This window comes from Roseivirga sp. YIW32 (assembly GCF_057219245.1).
The window spans coordinates 72,504-85,751 of record NZ_JBXVVG010000002.1; the positions used below are offsets into that span (position 1 = coordinate 72,504).

Sequence of the window (13,248 nt, forward strand, 5' to 3'; positions counted from 1 at the left end):
TTTATCACTATAGACCAAAGAAGATGACCTTGGATTACGAATTGATCATTATCGGTGGAGGGCCTATTGGCCTAAATTGTGCCATTGCAGCTCAAAAGGCAAACTTGAATTACGTGGTGTTGGAAAAAGGAGTCTTGGTGAACTCCATTTATAATTTCCCCACCAACATGACCTTTTTCTCTACGTCAAACCTATTGGAGATTGGAGACTTGCCTTTTATTGCACATTCTGACAAGCCCACAAGAAAAGAAGCCTTAGAATACTTCAGGAGAGTACAAGAAAGCTGGGGACTTAACATTAAGCAATATACAGAGGTAATCGCGATGCATTCAGATGAGGAAGGCTATCTGATCGAAACGAATAAAGGCAATTACTGCACTACCTATGTGATTGTCGCTACCGGTTTCTACGACACCCCGCGCATGCTCAATATTCCAGGAGAAAACCTACCAAAAGTAAAGCACTTTTATGATGACCCTCATCCGTATGTCGGACAGCAAGTGCTGGTCATTGGAGCGGCCAATTCAGCCTGCGACGTGGCGTTGGAAACATACTATAAGGGAGCTGAAGTCACCATGGCCATTCGTGAGGAGGAGATCTATCCGAAGGTGAAATACTGGATTCGGCCCAATATTGAGAACCGAATCAAAGAAGGGGCCATTAAAGCCTATTTCAATACAACGGTGAAAGAGATCCGGGAAAACGAAGTTGTTTTGAACACACCAGAGGGTGAGCTAACCATTTCAAATGACTTTGTCCTGGCCATGACCGGATATACGCCGAACTATAGACTTTTTGAATCATTAGGGTTGCCAATCAGTGAGGATGGGAATAAAGTACCTTTGCACGATGAGAACACTTTAGCGACCCCTTTAGCAGGGGTATACGTGGCAGGTGTGATCAACGCAGGCATACAGACCAGCAAGCTGTTCATTGAAAATACGCGCATCCATGCTCAAATGATCGTTGATGACATCTTAGCCAAGAAAAAAAGCTAGACTTTCCATTTGATATTGCAGCCAAGGCTTGGCTTTTGTACCCCTTCTACTGGTCTATCTGCCAGGAGATCATCTAAAGCGGCGCGTATATCTTCACCGGTAACAGGAACTTCGTTCCCGGGTCTGGAGCCATCCAGTTGTCCACGATATGCGCATTTCATGTCCTGATCAAAAATGAAAAAATCAGGAGTGCATGCAGCATCATAGGCCTTGGCGACCTCCTGTGTTTCGTCGTAGAGATAAGGAAAAGGATAGCCTACTTTCTCCGCTTCCTCTTTCATCAATTCTGGCCCATCTTGGGGGTAATTCTCGACGTCATTTGAACTAATGGCAATAAATTTCACCCCTTTGTTGAGGTAGTCATGTGCCAAAGAGACCAACCCCTGATCCACGTGTTTCACAAAAGGGCAATGATTACAAATGAACATGATCACAGTTGCCTTTTCGGATTTCAATTCATCCAGGCTGCGCATCTCTCCGCTAAGGGTATCGAGTAATTCGAAGTTTGGAGCATTTGTGCCCAAGGGCATCATATGAGAAGGTGTTCTTGCCATGATTTGATTTTTATGTATACATAAAACATGCACGCATTAAATTGTTCCATCGTGCCTAAAGGAAATCAGCAAATCTCTCTTAAGAGAGGTAACTCAAGGCAACGCCAGCAAATGTCAAGGCCAAAAAGAACCCAAGCATGTCGGTTACTGTGGTGAGTATGGGCCCTGATGCCAAGGCAGGATCCGTTTTCATCTTCTTGAGGAACAAGGGGATTGTACCGCCAATGCTAACCGCAACCAGGGTATTTATGGCCAAAGCCCCACCTACGACAAGGCCAAGATAGAGATTACCTTTATAGAGATAGGCAGCAAGGCCAATGAGTATACCGAGAACAAGGCCATTGATCAATCCAACCTTTATCTCTTGCCAGAGCACTCTTGCTAATTCATAGGGTTTGACGAGACCCAGTGAAAGCTCACGCAAACTGACAGCGACTGCCTGATTTCCAGAGCAACCACTCATGTCAGAGATAACAGGTAAAAAAATGGCTAAGGCGATCACCTCTTCCAAGGTATCTTGATAAAAAGCAATCACACTTGCTGCAATGATGTTCAACACAATATTGACCGAAAGCCAAGACAAACGGCGTTTCGATCGAAGCCAAACAGGCATTGACCTCAATTCTTCACCACCTACAATACCTTGTGTTTCCAGTAATTCCAGGTTCATTTTTTCGGATTCGACCTCTCGCAAGTCCTTCCTGAGTACCAAGCCTAATAGATGCTCTTCCCCATCGACGATAGGCACTCCATAAAAATCATATTTATTGAAGAAGCTTATGATGTCCTCTAATGTGGCTTCCGGGTGAAGGGTAAAGGTGTTCTTGATCGCAATATCCTCCAGTTTGGTATTTGGTCTTGACAATAAAAGATCTCTGATCTGGAGCACCCCTACAAAACGCTCTTGCCGCACCACATAAATGTATTGAACCGAATAACCTTCGTAAGTTTCTGCATTCTCTTGAAGCTCCTTCACGGTTTGGACGACCGTCATATCGGCCTGAAAGGCCAAATACTCCGTTACCATTAGTCCCCCCGCAGATTCCTTGTCGTAGTCGATCAGTCGTCTGATATTCTCAGCCTCAGAGGGAATCATCTCATCGAGGATAGCTTCCGCCTCATCAACGTCCATTTCGCCGAGAATATCGACTTGCTCATCGCTATACAGCTCATTTAGAATGGAAGCGGCAGTCGATACCTCTGCATTTTCTATGGCCTCAATGGCTTGGCTCTGTGGGATTCGCTCAATCAAAAGTGCGGCGTCCTCAGCACTCAGCAAGTTGACAAAGGCCACTTGATCTGATTTACTGAACCTATTGTAGGCATAAACCAGGTCTTCCGTTTTCAGCTCTTCTATCAGCTGATGAAGTCCATCTCTGTTCTGGGTTTCAACCAAGCGATAAATATCATCGATATAGGCGTTTTTTGACTCCATGCTTATTTTTCGATTCCGATGTGCATAATGGCATCCCCTTGATGCACCAGTGGGTTATTGTTGAGCCCAATGATGTACCCTGTCGCAGGACTTTTGATCTGTTGCTTGCTAGCCCCGTAAGGCTCAGCGATAAAGCCAATGACTTGATTCTTTTTTACGAATTCCCCGGAGCGAATCTTAGTTAAAAATATCCCTGATTTCTTTGCTCGCACCCAAGACGAATTGTGAATGATGCGAGTGGGCTCTCTGGCAACAGGAGCGTCTTCCCGCATACCCAAAAATTTCATCACACGAAGAGCACCCTCTTCTCCTGCTTGAATGGCTTGTTGATCAAAACGGGCCGATTCACCCCCTTCATACACCAGAATATGCTTTCCTCTCTTAGCGGCTGTTTGTCTAAATGATTTTGGGCGAAAAGGTGAGTTTAAAATAAAAGGCGGTTGGAAGGTCTCTGCCAATTCTTGATTTCTCGAATCCCTTAAGGCGGCTCGGATCTGTGGGTAGTTTGTCCGATCTGCTCCTCCGGTGTGAAAATCCAAGCCTACATCGACCAAAGGAATGATGTTTTTGGTGAGGTAATAGGCTACTCTCGCGGCAAGCGAACCGTTGCGATTACCAGGAAAAGATCGATTAACATCCTTCCCGTCTGGCACATAACGACTAAAGTTAATGAAACCGAACATGTTGATGATGGGTATGCAGATCACCGTACCGATAAGGGGTACATGCGATCTCTTCTCAATCATTCGTCTGACTATTTCTGTTCCGTTGATTTCATCTCCATGAAGCCCTGCGGACAACAACAATGTGGGGCCCGGCTTTTTCGATCGAGCTACGGTTATGTTCAGGTCGATATCAGTATATGAAGGTAAGCGTGCAATGTTTACATTGATTACTCGCTCCTCTCCAGCTTGCACCGTTGTACCACTGATCTGAACTCCCTTCATAACTGTTCTTTTTCTTCTCCTAAGATAGCCAATAAAGCCTTACATCAATGCTGTGCTGACCTTACAAACATTAGATATCTGAGCCAAATTGTGATGAGAAAAGTCACTCAGGTTACGTTAATCAATGAATTAACAAGCTTTAACCTTTCCCAGAATAAACTTTTCTAACGGATTCAATCTAAGAAGTGAATTTTAAAATGTAGAACAATGAAAAAATTAAATCCAACAATGTTAGTCGCATCAACCTTGATCATGCTTACCATGAGTCTAGGTAGTTATGCCCAAGAAGCTCAGCCTCATCGGCCAAAGGCCAGACAAGAACAAGCTGGTAAAGAGCAGCGTGGACCAAGACCTCCACAGATTCCCAACTTAACGGAAGAACAGGAAAGCCAACTCAAGGCTTTTCGGGTAGCTCATGAAAAAGAAACCCTGCCATTGAAGAATCAAAGCAATGAATTGGAGGCTAAACTACAAAGCTTGATGACTGCCGATGTGATTGATAAAAAAGAAGCAGGTAGGGTTATTGAGAACTTATCGGATATAAAGGCGCAGTTGATGAAACTAAAAGTTGATCAGACCGCCGCAGTCAAGTCAATTTTGACTGATGAGCAACAAATCGCTTTCAATCGTCAGCTGATGAGAAAAAAAGAAGGCCTACCCCCCAGAAGAAGGTAGTCCTCTTAAAAAGTGAAGAGGTGGCGTGCCACCTCTATTTTTAACTGTTTGACTTTATTATTATGAAACATTTAGCGTCAGTCCTTATTGCTCTTTTTGTCCTATCGTGTGCTACCACTGAATCAGAAGAGGCGGCTGAACAGCTAATGGAAGAACAAGCAGCCACCTTCACCGCTACACTAGATTTGCCAGAGGCGCTATTCAATTATAGTGCATTGGATTTGCCTGATCACTTTTTTGGGATCACTGGTGCAATTGACAATACACCGGCAAACAACCAGATCACCGATGCGGGAGCCACATTAGGACGTGTTTTGTTCTATGATAATATTCTATCGGCCAACAATACGATCGCTTGTGCTTCCTGTCATGTACAATCTATTGGTTTCTCAGACAGCAGCCCACTTAGTCTTGGGTTTGAAGGAGGCGAAACAGGAAGGAACTCAATGGGCCTGGCCAATGCGAAGTACTATGCTAATGGACGTTTCTTTTGGGACGAACGGGCAGCAACCTTAGAAGAGCAGGTGCTTATGCCAATTCAAGATGAAGTGGAAATGGGACTTAGTCTTGAAGAAATGGTGGCGAAAATTCAATCCGCGAATTATTATGAACCACTCTTTGAAGAAGCCTTTGGTACGACTTCCGTAACAAGTGAACGAGTGGGAGACGCTTTGGCCCAGTTCATACGCTCCATGGTTTCATACGAAGCAAAATTTGATGTAGGACTAAGTGCTGTTAATGGAAACATCGGAACTGATTTTCCAAACTTTACTGAATTAGAAAACCTGGGAAAAGACCTGTTCTTTAGTGGAAGAACACAATGTAGCAACTGCCATGAAACGGCTACTTTTTCCGGGGATCAAGCAAGAAATAATGGGCTCGATGCAGGTTTTCCCGACCTAGGACTAGGTGCCGTTACGGGCAACGTGAACGACAATGGAAAGTTCAAAGTGAACTCTCTTCGAAACATTTCCCTGGCATCACCCTATATGCATGACGGAAGATTTGAAACAATACGGGAGGTTATAAATTTTTATAATAACGGAATACAGAATAATCGGAACCTCGACGCCCGCTTACGCGTACAGGGTAATCAGGTAAGGAGGATGAACTTGAATCGAATAGAAGTTGATGCATTAGTTGCATTTCTTCATACCCTAACCGATGAAAGCTTCGTTACAAGTGAAAAGTTCTTTGATCCGTTTTTAAATAGATAGACTATAGTGTTCATATACTATATATTTTGGTTGAAGAAAAGGAGCCCCTTCTGGGCTCCTTTTAATTTTTACACGAAACACAAGAGAGCATAAAAAAAGCCGGTATGCACCGGCCTTCTGATTATTCTTTAGAGTCTTCCTCTTTCTTTTTTGGCGTCCTCTTTTTCTTGATCTTGATTTTCAGCCCTTCGGACTTCCCGTCATGATCCGCTTGTAAGGTATCGCCTTCATTGATCTCACCTTTCAGAATCTCTTCAGCAATTTGATCTTCCAAGTATTTCTGAATGGCACGATTCAAGGGTCTGGCACCATATTGAGGATCAAATCCTTTCTCTGCCAAGAAGTCTTTGGCTTTTTCCGTTAAGGTCACCAAATATCCCATTGCCGCAATTCTATCAAGTAGCTTCTTCAACGAAATGTCAATGATCTTGTGAATGTCTTCTCTGCTCAATGAGTTAAAGATGATCACATCATCAAGTCGGTTCAAAAACTCTGGGCTAAAGGTTTTCTTCAAGGCTTTTTGGATCGTATCCTTCATGATAGTGTCTTCACTATCTTTCTTGGCTTGAGTACTAAACCCAATGCCTGTACCAAAATCTTTTAAGTCCCTAACACCGATGTTAGAGGTCATGATGATGATGGTATTTCTAAAGTCTACACGTCTACCGAGACCATCCGTTAAGATCCCATCGTCCAAAACCTGTAAGAGAATATTGAACACATCGGGGTGGGCTTTTTCAATTTCGTCGAGCAATACTACTGAGTAAGGCTTTCTTCTTACTTTTTCCGTAAGCTGTCCACCTTCTTCATAACCCACGTATCCCGGAGGTGCTCCAACTAAGCGAGAAACCGAAAATTTCTCCATGTACTCACTCATGTCGATACGAACGAGTGAATCTTCCTTGTCAAACAAATAGGTTGAAAGCACCTTTGCCAATTCCGTTTTACCAACACCTGTCGGGCCTAGGAACACGAAGGTACCAATGGGCTTGGTTGGATCTTTAAGTCCAACGCGAGTCCGTTGAATGGCCTTTGTCAGTTTTTTGATGGCCTCATTTTGACCAATTACTCTTCCACTCAGCTCATCTGCCATACCCACGAGTTTCTCTTGCTCATTTTGAGCAACACGACGCGTTGGCACACCGGTCATCATGGCAATGACTTCGGCTACATTGTCTTCATCCACAGTGTAGCGCTTCAGCTTGCTATCCTCTTCCCATTTCGCCTTTGCACGATCTAGCTGATCGATCAGTTTTTTCTCTTTGTCGCGTAGTTGTGCAGCCTCTTCGTACTTCTGGCTCCTAACTACTCGGTTCTTCTCCTTTTTAATGTCTTCGATAGACTCCTCCAACTTCACGATCTCGTCCGGTACATGAATATTGTTGATGTGTACTCGTGCACCCGCTTCATCGAGCACGTCAATGGCCTTATCCGGCAAGAAGCGATCTGAAATGTACCGATCAGATAAACTGACACAAGCCTTGATCGCCTCTTCCGTGTAGTTTACATGATGATGCTCTTCGTACTTTTCTTTGATGTTATCCAGTATCTGAATGGTTTCTTCAGGAGTGGTTGGATCAACCATTACCTGCTGAAATCTTCGCGCAAGGGCACCGTCTTTTTCGATGTACTGTCGGTACTCATCCAAGGTGGTGGCACCAATACATTGGATCTCACCCCTGGCTAAGGCGGGCTTGAACATATTCGATGCATCCAAAGAACCAGAGGCACCTCCGGCACCAACGATGGTATGCAATTCGTCGATGAATAGAATGACATCAGGAGATTTCTCCAATTCATTCATCACCGCTTTCATGCGCTCTTCAAACTGCCCTCTATATTTTGTTCCTGCCACCAAAGAGGCCAAATCGAGCGTTACCACCCGTTTATTAAAAAGTACTCTAGAAACTTTCTTCTGAATGATTCTTAAAGCCAGCCCTTCCGCAATAGCACTTTTACCCACACCGGGTTCGCCGATCAAAATGGGGTTATTCTTTTTTCTTCGCGACAAGATCTGACCGACACGCTCGATCTCCTTATCACGACCAACGATAGGATCTAACTTATCGTCCTCCGCATATTTGGTCAAGTCTCTTCCAAAGTTATCCAATACGGGTGTTCTGGATTTCTCCGAGCCCTTGCCGGATGGGCGGTCTCCTCCGCCACTGCCAGACCCTCCTCCGCTGAACATTCTACCGGATTCTTCTTCTGGCTCATCTGTATCAGACGAAGCAATTGGGTTATCACTTTGGTATTCTAGCATTTCTTTAACCACCTCATAGTTGACATCAAATTTTTCAAGGATTTGCGTGGCAATATTGTCTTCGTCACGTAAAATCGATAGAAGCAAATGTTCTGTTCCGATTAATTGACTTTTGAATATTTTCGCTTCTAAATACGTGATCTTCAACACCTTTTCAGACTGCCTGGTCAATGGAATATTGGCCAAGTTTTTTACGTTATGATTCGCAGTGCCTTTTGTTGCCCGTTCTACGGCCTCACGCAGCTCTTCTAGTGAAGTGCCTAATTTCTTTAATATGCTGACCGCTACTCCTTCTCCTTCACGAATCATTCCCAGCAAGAGGTGCTCTGTTCCTATGTAATCATGACCCAAGCGCAACGCTTCTTCACGACTCAAGGAAATCACCTCTTTAACTCTGTTTGAAAATTTTGCTTCCATTAAATCCCTTTCTGCAGGTATTCATTCAAGATTTCAATATAAGAACTAATACCTTACTATTATAGAACAAAACGTCCCGTTTTCTCTAATTGTTCCTTTTTAATTTCACCCGATCCATCGATGATTGACAAGGCGTTCGGACCCTCACAAAAAAGAAGGTCCAACACACTTATGTTGGGTACAAAGTCTTTGCCAAAGAGCTGAAAATAAGGTTTGGGTGAAAAACCTGCCAAATTGCGCGTATCTGTTTTTGGGCTGATCGCAGAGCGGAAATCATAATCGGCTTTGCCATGACCTTCAATGTAGCTTTCGCTGAAAGCAACAGTAAAACTCGTTGACATTAAGCGTTGACAGATTGTCAGGGTTTCTTGTAGATAATCGATCAGATGCTCGTGCTGTTTTTGGTAAAGTGGCTCGACATAAGGCGCAAAATGATCGAAAAAAGGAGCCTTGCCGTAAGCAGATCGAATGCTCCGCCAATGTTGTTTACGCCAATGTGCTTGATGATCGACCTTCACTTCTTTCATGGCCATTTTGGGTTGTTCATGCTGAATAGGAATGGTCAAGCTCAGCGGCCCATTCGCCCCATTGATCACCATTCGATTCCGATAGGTCTGCTTCACAAAATATTCATGTAGATCGAGCAGCACCTCCGAGGATTGATTGAGCAACCAAAAATAAGCCACAGGAGGAAAGTACTGCGCTTCAATGACCATACGCATGGCTTAAAGGAACTCGTTGATATCGCCTAAACCTTCCCTCACTACTTCGACCTGGTCTCCCGAGCAGTCCACTATCGTAGACGGAACGTTGCCCCCGTATCCGGCATCGATCACTAAATCCACCAAATGCTGGTACTTTTCAAAAATCAGCTCCGGATCAGTCGAATATTCCAGCACCTCATCGTCATCCTTCAAGGAAGTGGTGATGATGGGGCGACCAAGCATTTTTACCAGTTGCCTTGGGATGTTATTATTAGGAACACGAATACCCACCGTTTTCTTCTTGGCATTCAGCACCTTAGGCACATTGCTGTTCGCATTGAGAATAAACGTAAATGGACCGGGCAGCGCTTTTTTCATGACCTTAAAGACAGGCGTACTCAGTCCTTTGGTATAGGAAGAGATCTCGCTCAGATCATAACAAATGAAAGAAAGGGCCTGAGGGCTCGTTTCTTTCAGTTGACAGATTCGCTGCACGGCTTTCGTATTCGAAAAATCACAGCCGATACCATAGACAGTGTCGGTTGGGTAAATGATGACCCCACCTTCGTCTAGCACCTTGACGATCTGTCGAAGCTTTTTCTCTTCCGGGTTTTCTTCATAAAGCTTAATGAATTCGCAGGCCATGAGCTTTTTTTGAAAGACCAAGTTAGAACAAATTGACTATTTTTGCGGCTTATGAAAAAAAGAAAACGGCTCTTACTAGGCATGGTGGTATTTTCTGTCTTACTCACCTCTTTTTCTTTCTATTTCTACCAATTGTTTTTTGGTGCGAACATTCTCACGGAAGAAAACGACCGGAGTCGTATCGTACTGATCGATAATGATGACACCTTTGATTCGGTCAGAAACGACTTCTACAATGCGAAAATTATCCAAGACGCCTTGTCGTTCAGCTTTGTGGCCAAAACCCTGGGCTATCAAGACTTGGTCAAACCAGGAGTGTACGAGTTGGAGACGAAGATGACGAACCTCGAAGCGGTAAGAATGCTTCGTGCGGGAGCCCAAGTGCCGGTAGAAATCACTTTCAACAACATTCGAGTAAAGGAAGAGCTTGCCGGTAAGATCACCAACACCATCGGATTAGACAGCCTTACTTTTTTGCAAAAGTTCAACGACGAAGCAGTACAAAAGAAATACGGATTTACTGAAGAAAACATGATGTCCATGTTCATTCCGAATACTTATCAGGTTTACTGGACCATTACGGTGGATGAGCTTTTCGAACGAATGCATAGCGAGTACCAAAAGTTTTGGAATTCGTCGCGCTTACAAAAAGCGAAAAACATGGGGCTTACTCCTCAAGAGGTCTCGACCTTGGCTTCTATTGTGCAAGCAGAGAGTATTAAATCGGATGAAAGTGGAACCATTGCAGGACTCTATTACAATCGACTCAAGAAAAATATTAAACTACAGGCAGATCCGACAGTGAAGTATGCCTTGGGTGATTTTACTATTCAACGAATCCTGATCAAAGACACCCGAATCGATAGTCCTTATAACACCTATCGCTATGCAGGCTTACCTCCGGGGCCCATTAACCTGCCAACCATTCAAAACATAGAAGCCGTCTTGAATTATGCCAAGCACGACTACCTTTACATGTGTGCGAAAGAAGACTTTTCTGGGTATCATCGGTTTGCCAAGACACTGAGTGAACACAACCGAAATGCCAGACTTTTTCAACAAGCACTGAACCAACTAAACATCTATCGATAATGTATACAGCCTCCACTCAACTCAGGGTACGGTATGCCGAAACCGACCAGATGTCGTACGTTTATTACGGTAATTACGCGACCTATTATGAGGTAGCACGAGTGGAAGCCCTACGTCAACTCGGTTTTGATTATGCACAAATGGAGGCCCAAGGTGTGATGATGCCTGTGTTAGACCTGCACACAAATTTCATAAAACCAGCTAAATACGACGAACTCTTGACCATTGAAGTGAGCATTCCTAAATTGCCTTCAGTGAAGATGTTGTTTGAATACCAGATCACGAATGAGCAAGGAGAGTTGATCAATTCGGGAAGCACTACCTTGGTCTTTCTGAATACAACAACACACAAACCTGTGCGCGCACCTGAATCGCTTTTGAGCATCATGAAACCCTATTACGGATGACCGCAAAACTCATCAGTTGGCTTGAAAGACAAGCGCTGTTTCAGCGGTTCATCGGTGTACTGCAACACATCAAACTGGGGAAACACAAAACCGGGCTCTACGAAGCGATCGTCATCTTTTTGAAGAAGATGAGTAATCCGATCATTCTGGACAGAACCAATGCGGTGTCATACAGCTTTACGGTCGCCATTTTTCCTGGTATTATTTTTCTATTTACGCTAACACCATACATTCAAAATTTCTTTCCGGAGATCACGAATGAAGACATCATCCTGTTTTTGGAGAATCTTTTACCCAAAAACCTTTACCTGGCCGCTGAAGCCACGATCACCGATATCATTGGACAACAACGAGGAGGACTGCTTTCTTTCAACTTCTTACTTACACTATTTCTCTCGACCAACGGCATGACGAGTTTAATGAGTGCATTCAACTCGAGCTATAAAACGAAAGAGACACGGGGCTTCGTTAAAATGCGCCTGATCGCCACCTTCCTCCTTTTTATGATGGCCTTCTCTATTATTATTGCCATTGGCCTTTTGGTCGTCGGGCAACAACTCTTAGAACTGACGCATTTAAAAGAGAATATTGAAGCGGTCATCTCACTAGACACGATTCTCATTTTACGAATCATTGTGCTCTATGTATCGTTCCAGTTTTCCATCTCTTGCATCTATTACTTCGCCCCGGCCGTGCATGAGCGATTCCATTTCTTGAGTATAGGATCTGTATTCGCGGCCATTGCCTGCATTTTAGCCTCGGCTGGATTTTCATTCTATGTCAACAATTTTGGCACATACAATAAACTGTACGGCTCTATCGGGGTGATCATCGTTTTGATGTTATGGCTTTACATGCTCTCGCTCATCCTTCTGGTTGGCTATGAAATGAATGCCGCCATTGACATGGCAAAAAATGATAAACTGAAAGAAGAAAATTCTAACTAGGTGTTTGTCAGAATAAATTTCCCGTTATCTTTGCAGTCCAAATTGGAAAGATCACTTAGAGGAGTGGCAGAGTGGTCGAATGCGGCGGTCTTGAAAACCGTTGTACCGCAAGGTACCGGGGGTTCGAATCCCTCCTCCTCTGCACCAAATGGTCCCTTCGTCTAGGGGTTAGGACGCCAGGTTTTCATCCTGGAAACAGGGGTTCGATTCCCCTAGGGACTGCAAAAAGCTCAGCGTAGGCTGGGCTTTTTTCATTTTGTCCCTAGGGGAGCTTGCGCTGCAGGCTGGCTCAATGCTAAAAAGCTCCGCTGGAGCTTTTCTAAACGCATTGTCCTCCTAGGGACTGCATAAAGTTTAACAGAGATGTTTGGCTTTTTTTGTGCAGTATACTTTCAGTGAGTCTAGTGTAACGGGTAAGCCGACCTACAAACTGGCCTGTTGCGCAAATACTCCGAGGAGTATTTGAGAAACGCAACATCCTTCCTAGAGACTGCAAAAAGCTTAACAGAGATGTTAGGCTTTTTTTGTGCAATATACTTTCAGTGAGTCTAGTGTAACGGGGAAGCCTCTTCAGTCCAATTCCATGACGATGATCAGCTTTGCACATGATAAAGGCACTCATTTATTTGAAATTTAATTTGCACTTTGAGTAAGCAGACGAGTTGAGAAAAATATCAAAAAATTAAACTCGCTTGTTTGCGCTATGCAAACGATTGCATACTTTTGTAAAAGAGGAACGGGTAAAGGCCCGATGGATGGATTAAAATTTTTTAAAAAGTAAAACTATAATAGCAATGGAAGCCCTAAAAACGATTAATGTGGCGACTCACGAAGGACAAAAAGTGGGAAACGCAAAAATCAATCTTCGTCGTGATTCACCGCGTGTTTCAGTGAAACACATCTTGACGGATCACTTCAAGAAGACAAAGTAGAGAAGGGAGCTTATG

At 43.9% G+C, this 13,248-nt stretch carries 12 protein-coding genes and 2 tRNA genes; 8 read left to right on the plus strand and 6 right to left on the minus strand.

The genetic code is table 11. From position 1 onward, the window contains the following. The first annotated feature begins 23 nt into the window (after positions 1-23). Entirely contained in the window at positions 24-998 is a 975-nt protein-coding gene (locus AC2D6U_RS09040; protein WP_484720655.1) for a YpdA family putative bacillithiol disulfide reductase, read from the plus strand. Here the strand turns inward: AC2D6U_RS09040 and AC2D6U_RS09045 are convergent. The 3 genes from AC2D6U_RS09045 to AC2D6U_RS09055 form a co-directional block, all read right to left on the minus strand. Beyond that, positions 995-1,552, minus strand: coding sequence for a thioredoxin family protein (locus tag AC2D6U_RS09045; RefSeq protein WP_484720656.1), 558 nt, complete (start codon positions 1,550-1,552; stop codon positions 995-997). The two genes, AC2D6U_RS09040 and AC2D6U_RS09045, sit on opposite strands and share 4 nt — an antisense overlap. Before the next feature lie 79 nt (positions 1,553-1,631). Continuing rightward, complete coding sequence (gene mgtE, locus AC2D6U_RS09050) at positions 1,632-2,987, minus strand: magnesium transporter (RefSeq protein ID WP_484720657.1); 1,356 nt, start codon at positions 2,985-2,987, stop codon at positions 1,632-1,634. Between the two features lie 2 nt (positions 2,988-2,989). Further along, positions 2,990-3,934, minus strand: coding sequence for a succinylglutamate desuccinylase/aspartoacylase family protein (locus tag AC2D6U_RS09055; RefSeq protein WP_484720658.1), 945 nt, complete (start codon positions 3,932-3,934; stop codon positions 2,990-2,992). A gap of 207 nt (positions 3,935-4,141) precedes the next feature. Between AC2D6U_RS09055 and AC2D6U_RS09060 the strand changes: the two genes are divergently transcribed. Together AC2D6U_RS09060 and AC2D6U_RS09065 are read left to right on the plus strand one after the other, a co-directional pair. Continuing rightward, positions 4,142-4,609, plus strand: a complete 468-nt coding sequence (locus AC2D6U_RS09060; protein ID WP_484720659.1) for a Spy/CpxP family protein refolding chaperone — start codon at positions 4,142-4,144, stop codon at positions 4,607-4,609. 62 nt (positions 4,610-4,671) lie between these two features. Beyond that, positions 4,672-5,826, plus strand: a complete 1,155-nt coding sequence (locus tag AC2D6U_RS09065) for a cytochrome-c peroxidase (protein ID WP_484720660.1) — start codon at positions 4,672-4,674, stop codon at positions 5,824-5,826. Positions 5,827-5,947: 121 nt separating this feature from the next. On the opposite strand, the gene AC2D6U_RS09070 is transcribed toward AC2D6U_RS09065, so the two are convergent. Genes AC2D6U_RS09070 through AC2D6U_RS09080 form a run of 3 tightly spaced genes read right to left on the minus strand, consistent with a single transcriptional unit; the run spans position 5,948 to position 9,855 of the window. Continuing rightward, positions 5,948-8,506, minus strand: a complete 2,559-nt coding sequence (locus tag AC2D6U_RS09070; protein ID WP_484720661.1) for an ATP-dependent Clp protease ATP-binding subunit — start codon at positions 8,504-8,506, stop codon at positions 5,948-5,950. A 59-nt stretch (positions 8,507-8,565) separates the two neighbouring features. After that, entirely contained in the window at positions 8,566-9,228 is a 663-nt protein-coding gene (locus tag AC2D6U_RS09075; protein WP_484720662.1) for a WbqC family protein, read from the minus strand. A gap of 3 nt (positions 9,229-9,231) precedes the next feature. Continuing rightward, the gene (locus AC2D6U_RS09080; protein ID WP_484720663.1) at positions 9,232-9,855 is read right to left on the minus strand and encodes an L-threonylcarbamoyladenylate synthase; all 624 of its coding nucleotides are present in this window, start codon (positions 9,853-9,855) and stop codon (positions 9,232-9,234) included. A 51-nt stretch (positions 9,856-9,906) separates the two neighbouring features. Between AC2D6U_RS09080 and mltG the strand changes: the two genes are divergently transcribed. The 5 genes from mltG to AC2D6U_RS09105 all read left to right on the plus strand — a co-directional run bounded on the left by mltG (position 9,907) and on the right by AC2D6U_RS09105 (position 12,523). Continuing rightward, positions 9,907-10,947 carry an endolytic transglycosylase MltG gene (gene mltG / locus AC2D6U_RS09085; RefSeq protein WP_484720664.1) on the plus strand — a complete coding sequence of 347 codons (1,041 nt, stop codon included), beginning with the start codon at positions 9,907-9,909 and terminating at the stop codon, positions 10,945-10,947. Next, positions 10,947-11,354, plus strand: coding sequence for an acyl-CoA thioesterase (locus AC2D6U_RS09090; protein ID WP_484720665.1), 408 nt, complete (start codon positions 10,947-10,949; stop codon positions 11,352-11,354). The genes mltG and AC2D6U_RS09090 overlap by 1 nt, the downstream gene beginning before the upstream one ends. Then, on the plus strand, positions 11,351-12,301 hold the full coding sequence (locus AC2D6U_RS09095) for a YihY/virulence factor BrkB family protein (RefSeq protein WP_484720666.1): 951 nt from the start codon (positions 11,351-11,353) through the stop codon (positions 12,299-12,301). Before AC2D6U_RS09090 ends, AC2D6U_RS09095 begins: the two co-directional genes overlap by 4 nt. Positions 12,302-12,358: 57 nt before the next feature. Further along, positions 12,359-12,443 (plus strand) — tRNA-Ser (locus tag AC2D6U_RS09100). A gap of 8 nt (positions 12,444-12,451) precedes the next feature. Continuing rightward, positions 12,452-12,523, plus strand: a tRNA-Glu gene (locus tag AC2D6U_RS09105). The last annotated feature ends 725 nt before the right edge of the window (positions 12,524-13,248 follow it).

Bases quoted from the DNA above. Each gene is read 5' to 3' on its own strand.
- AC2D6U_RS09040 (WP_484720655.1), top strand. From the start codon at position 24: ATGACCTTGGATTACGAATTGATCATTATCGGTGGAGGGCCTATTGGC.
- AC2D6U_RS09045 (WP_484720656.1), bottom strand. From the start codon at position 1,552: ATGGCAAGAACACCTTCTCATATGATGCCCTTGGGCACAAATGCTCCA.
- mgtE (WP_484720657.1), bottom strand. From the start codon at position 2,987: ATGGAGTCAAAAAACGCCTATATCGATGATATTTATCGCTTGGTTGAA.
- AC2D6U_RS09055 (WP_484720658.1), bottom strand. From the start codon at position 3,934: ATGAAGGGAGTTCAGATCAGTGGTACAACGGTGCAAGCTGGAGAGGAG.
- AC2D6U_RS09060 (WP_484720659.1), top strand. From the start codon at position 4,142: ATGAAAAAATTAAATCCAACAATGTTAGTCGCATCAACCTTGATCATG.
- AC2D6U_RS09065 (WP_484720660.1), top strand. From the start codon at position 4,672: ATGAAACATTTAGCGTCAGTCCTTATTGCTCTTTTTGTCCTATCGTGT.
- AC2D6U_RS09070 (WP_484720661.1), bottom strand. From the start codon at position 8,506: ATGGAAGCAAAATTTTCAAACAGAGTTAAAGAGGTGATTTCCTTGAGT.
- AC2D6U_RS09075 (WP_484720662.1), bottom strand. From the start codon at position 9,228: ATGCGTATGGTCATTGAAGCGCAGTACTTTCCTCCTGTGGCTTATTTT.
- AC2D6U_RS09080 (WP_484720663.1), bottom strand. From the start codon at position 9,855: ATGGCCTGCGAATTCATTAAGCTTTATGAAGAAAACCCGGAAGAGAAA.
- mltG (WP_484720664.1), top strand. From the start codon at position 9,907: ATGAAAAAAAGAAAACGGCTCTTACTAGGCATGGTGGTATTTTCTGTC.
- AC2D6U_RS09090 (WP_484720665.1), top strand. From the start codon at position 10,947: ATGTATACAGCCTCCACTCAACTCAGGGTACGGTATGCCGAAACCGAC.
- AC2D6U_RS09095 (WP_484720666.1), top strand. From the start codon at position 11,351: ATGACCGCAAAACTCATCAGTTGGCTTGAAAGACAAGCGCTGTTTCAG.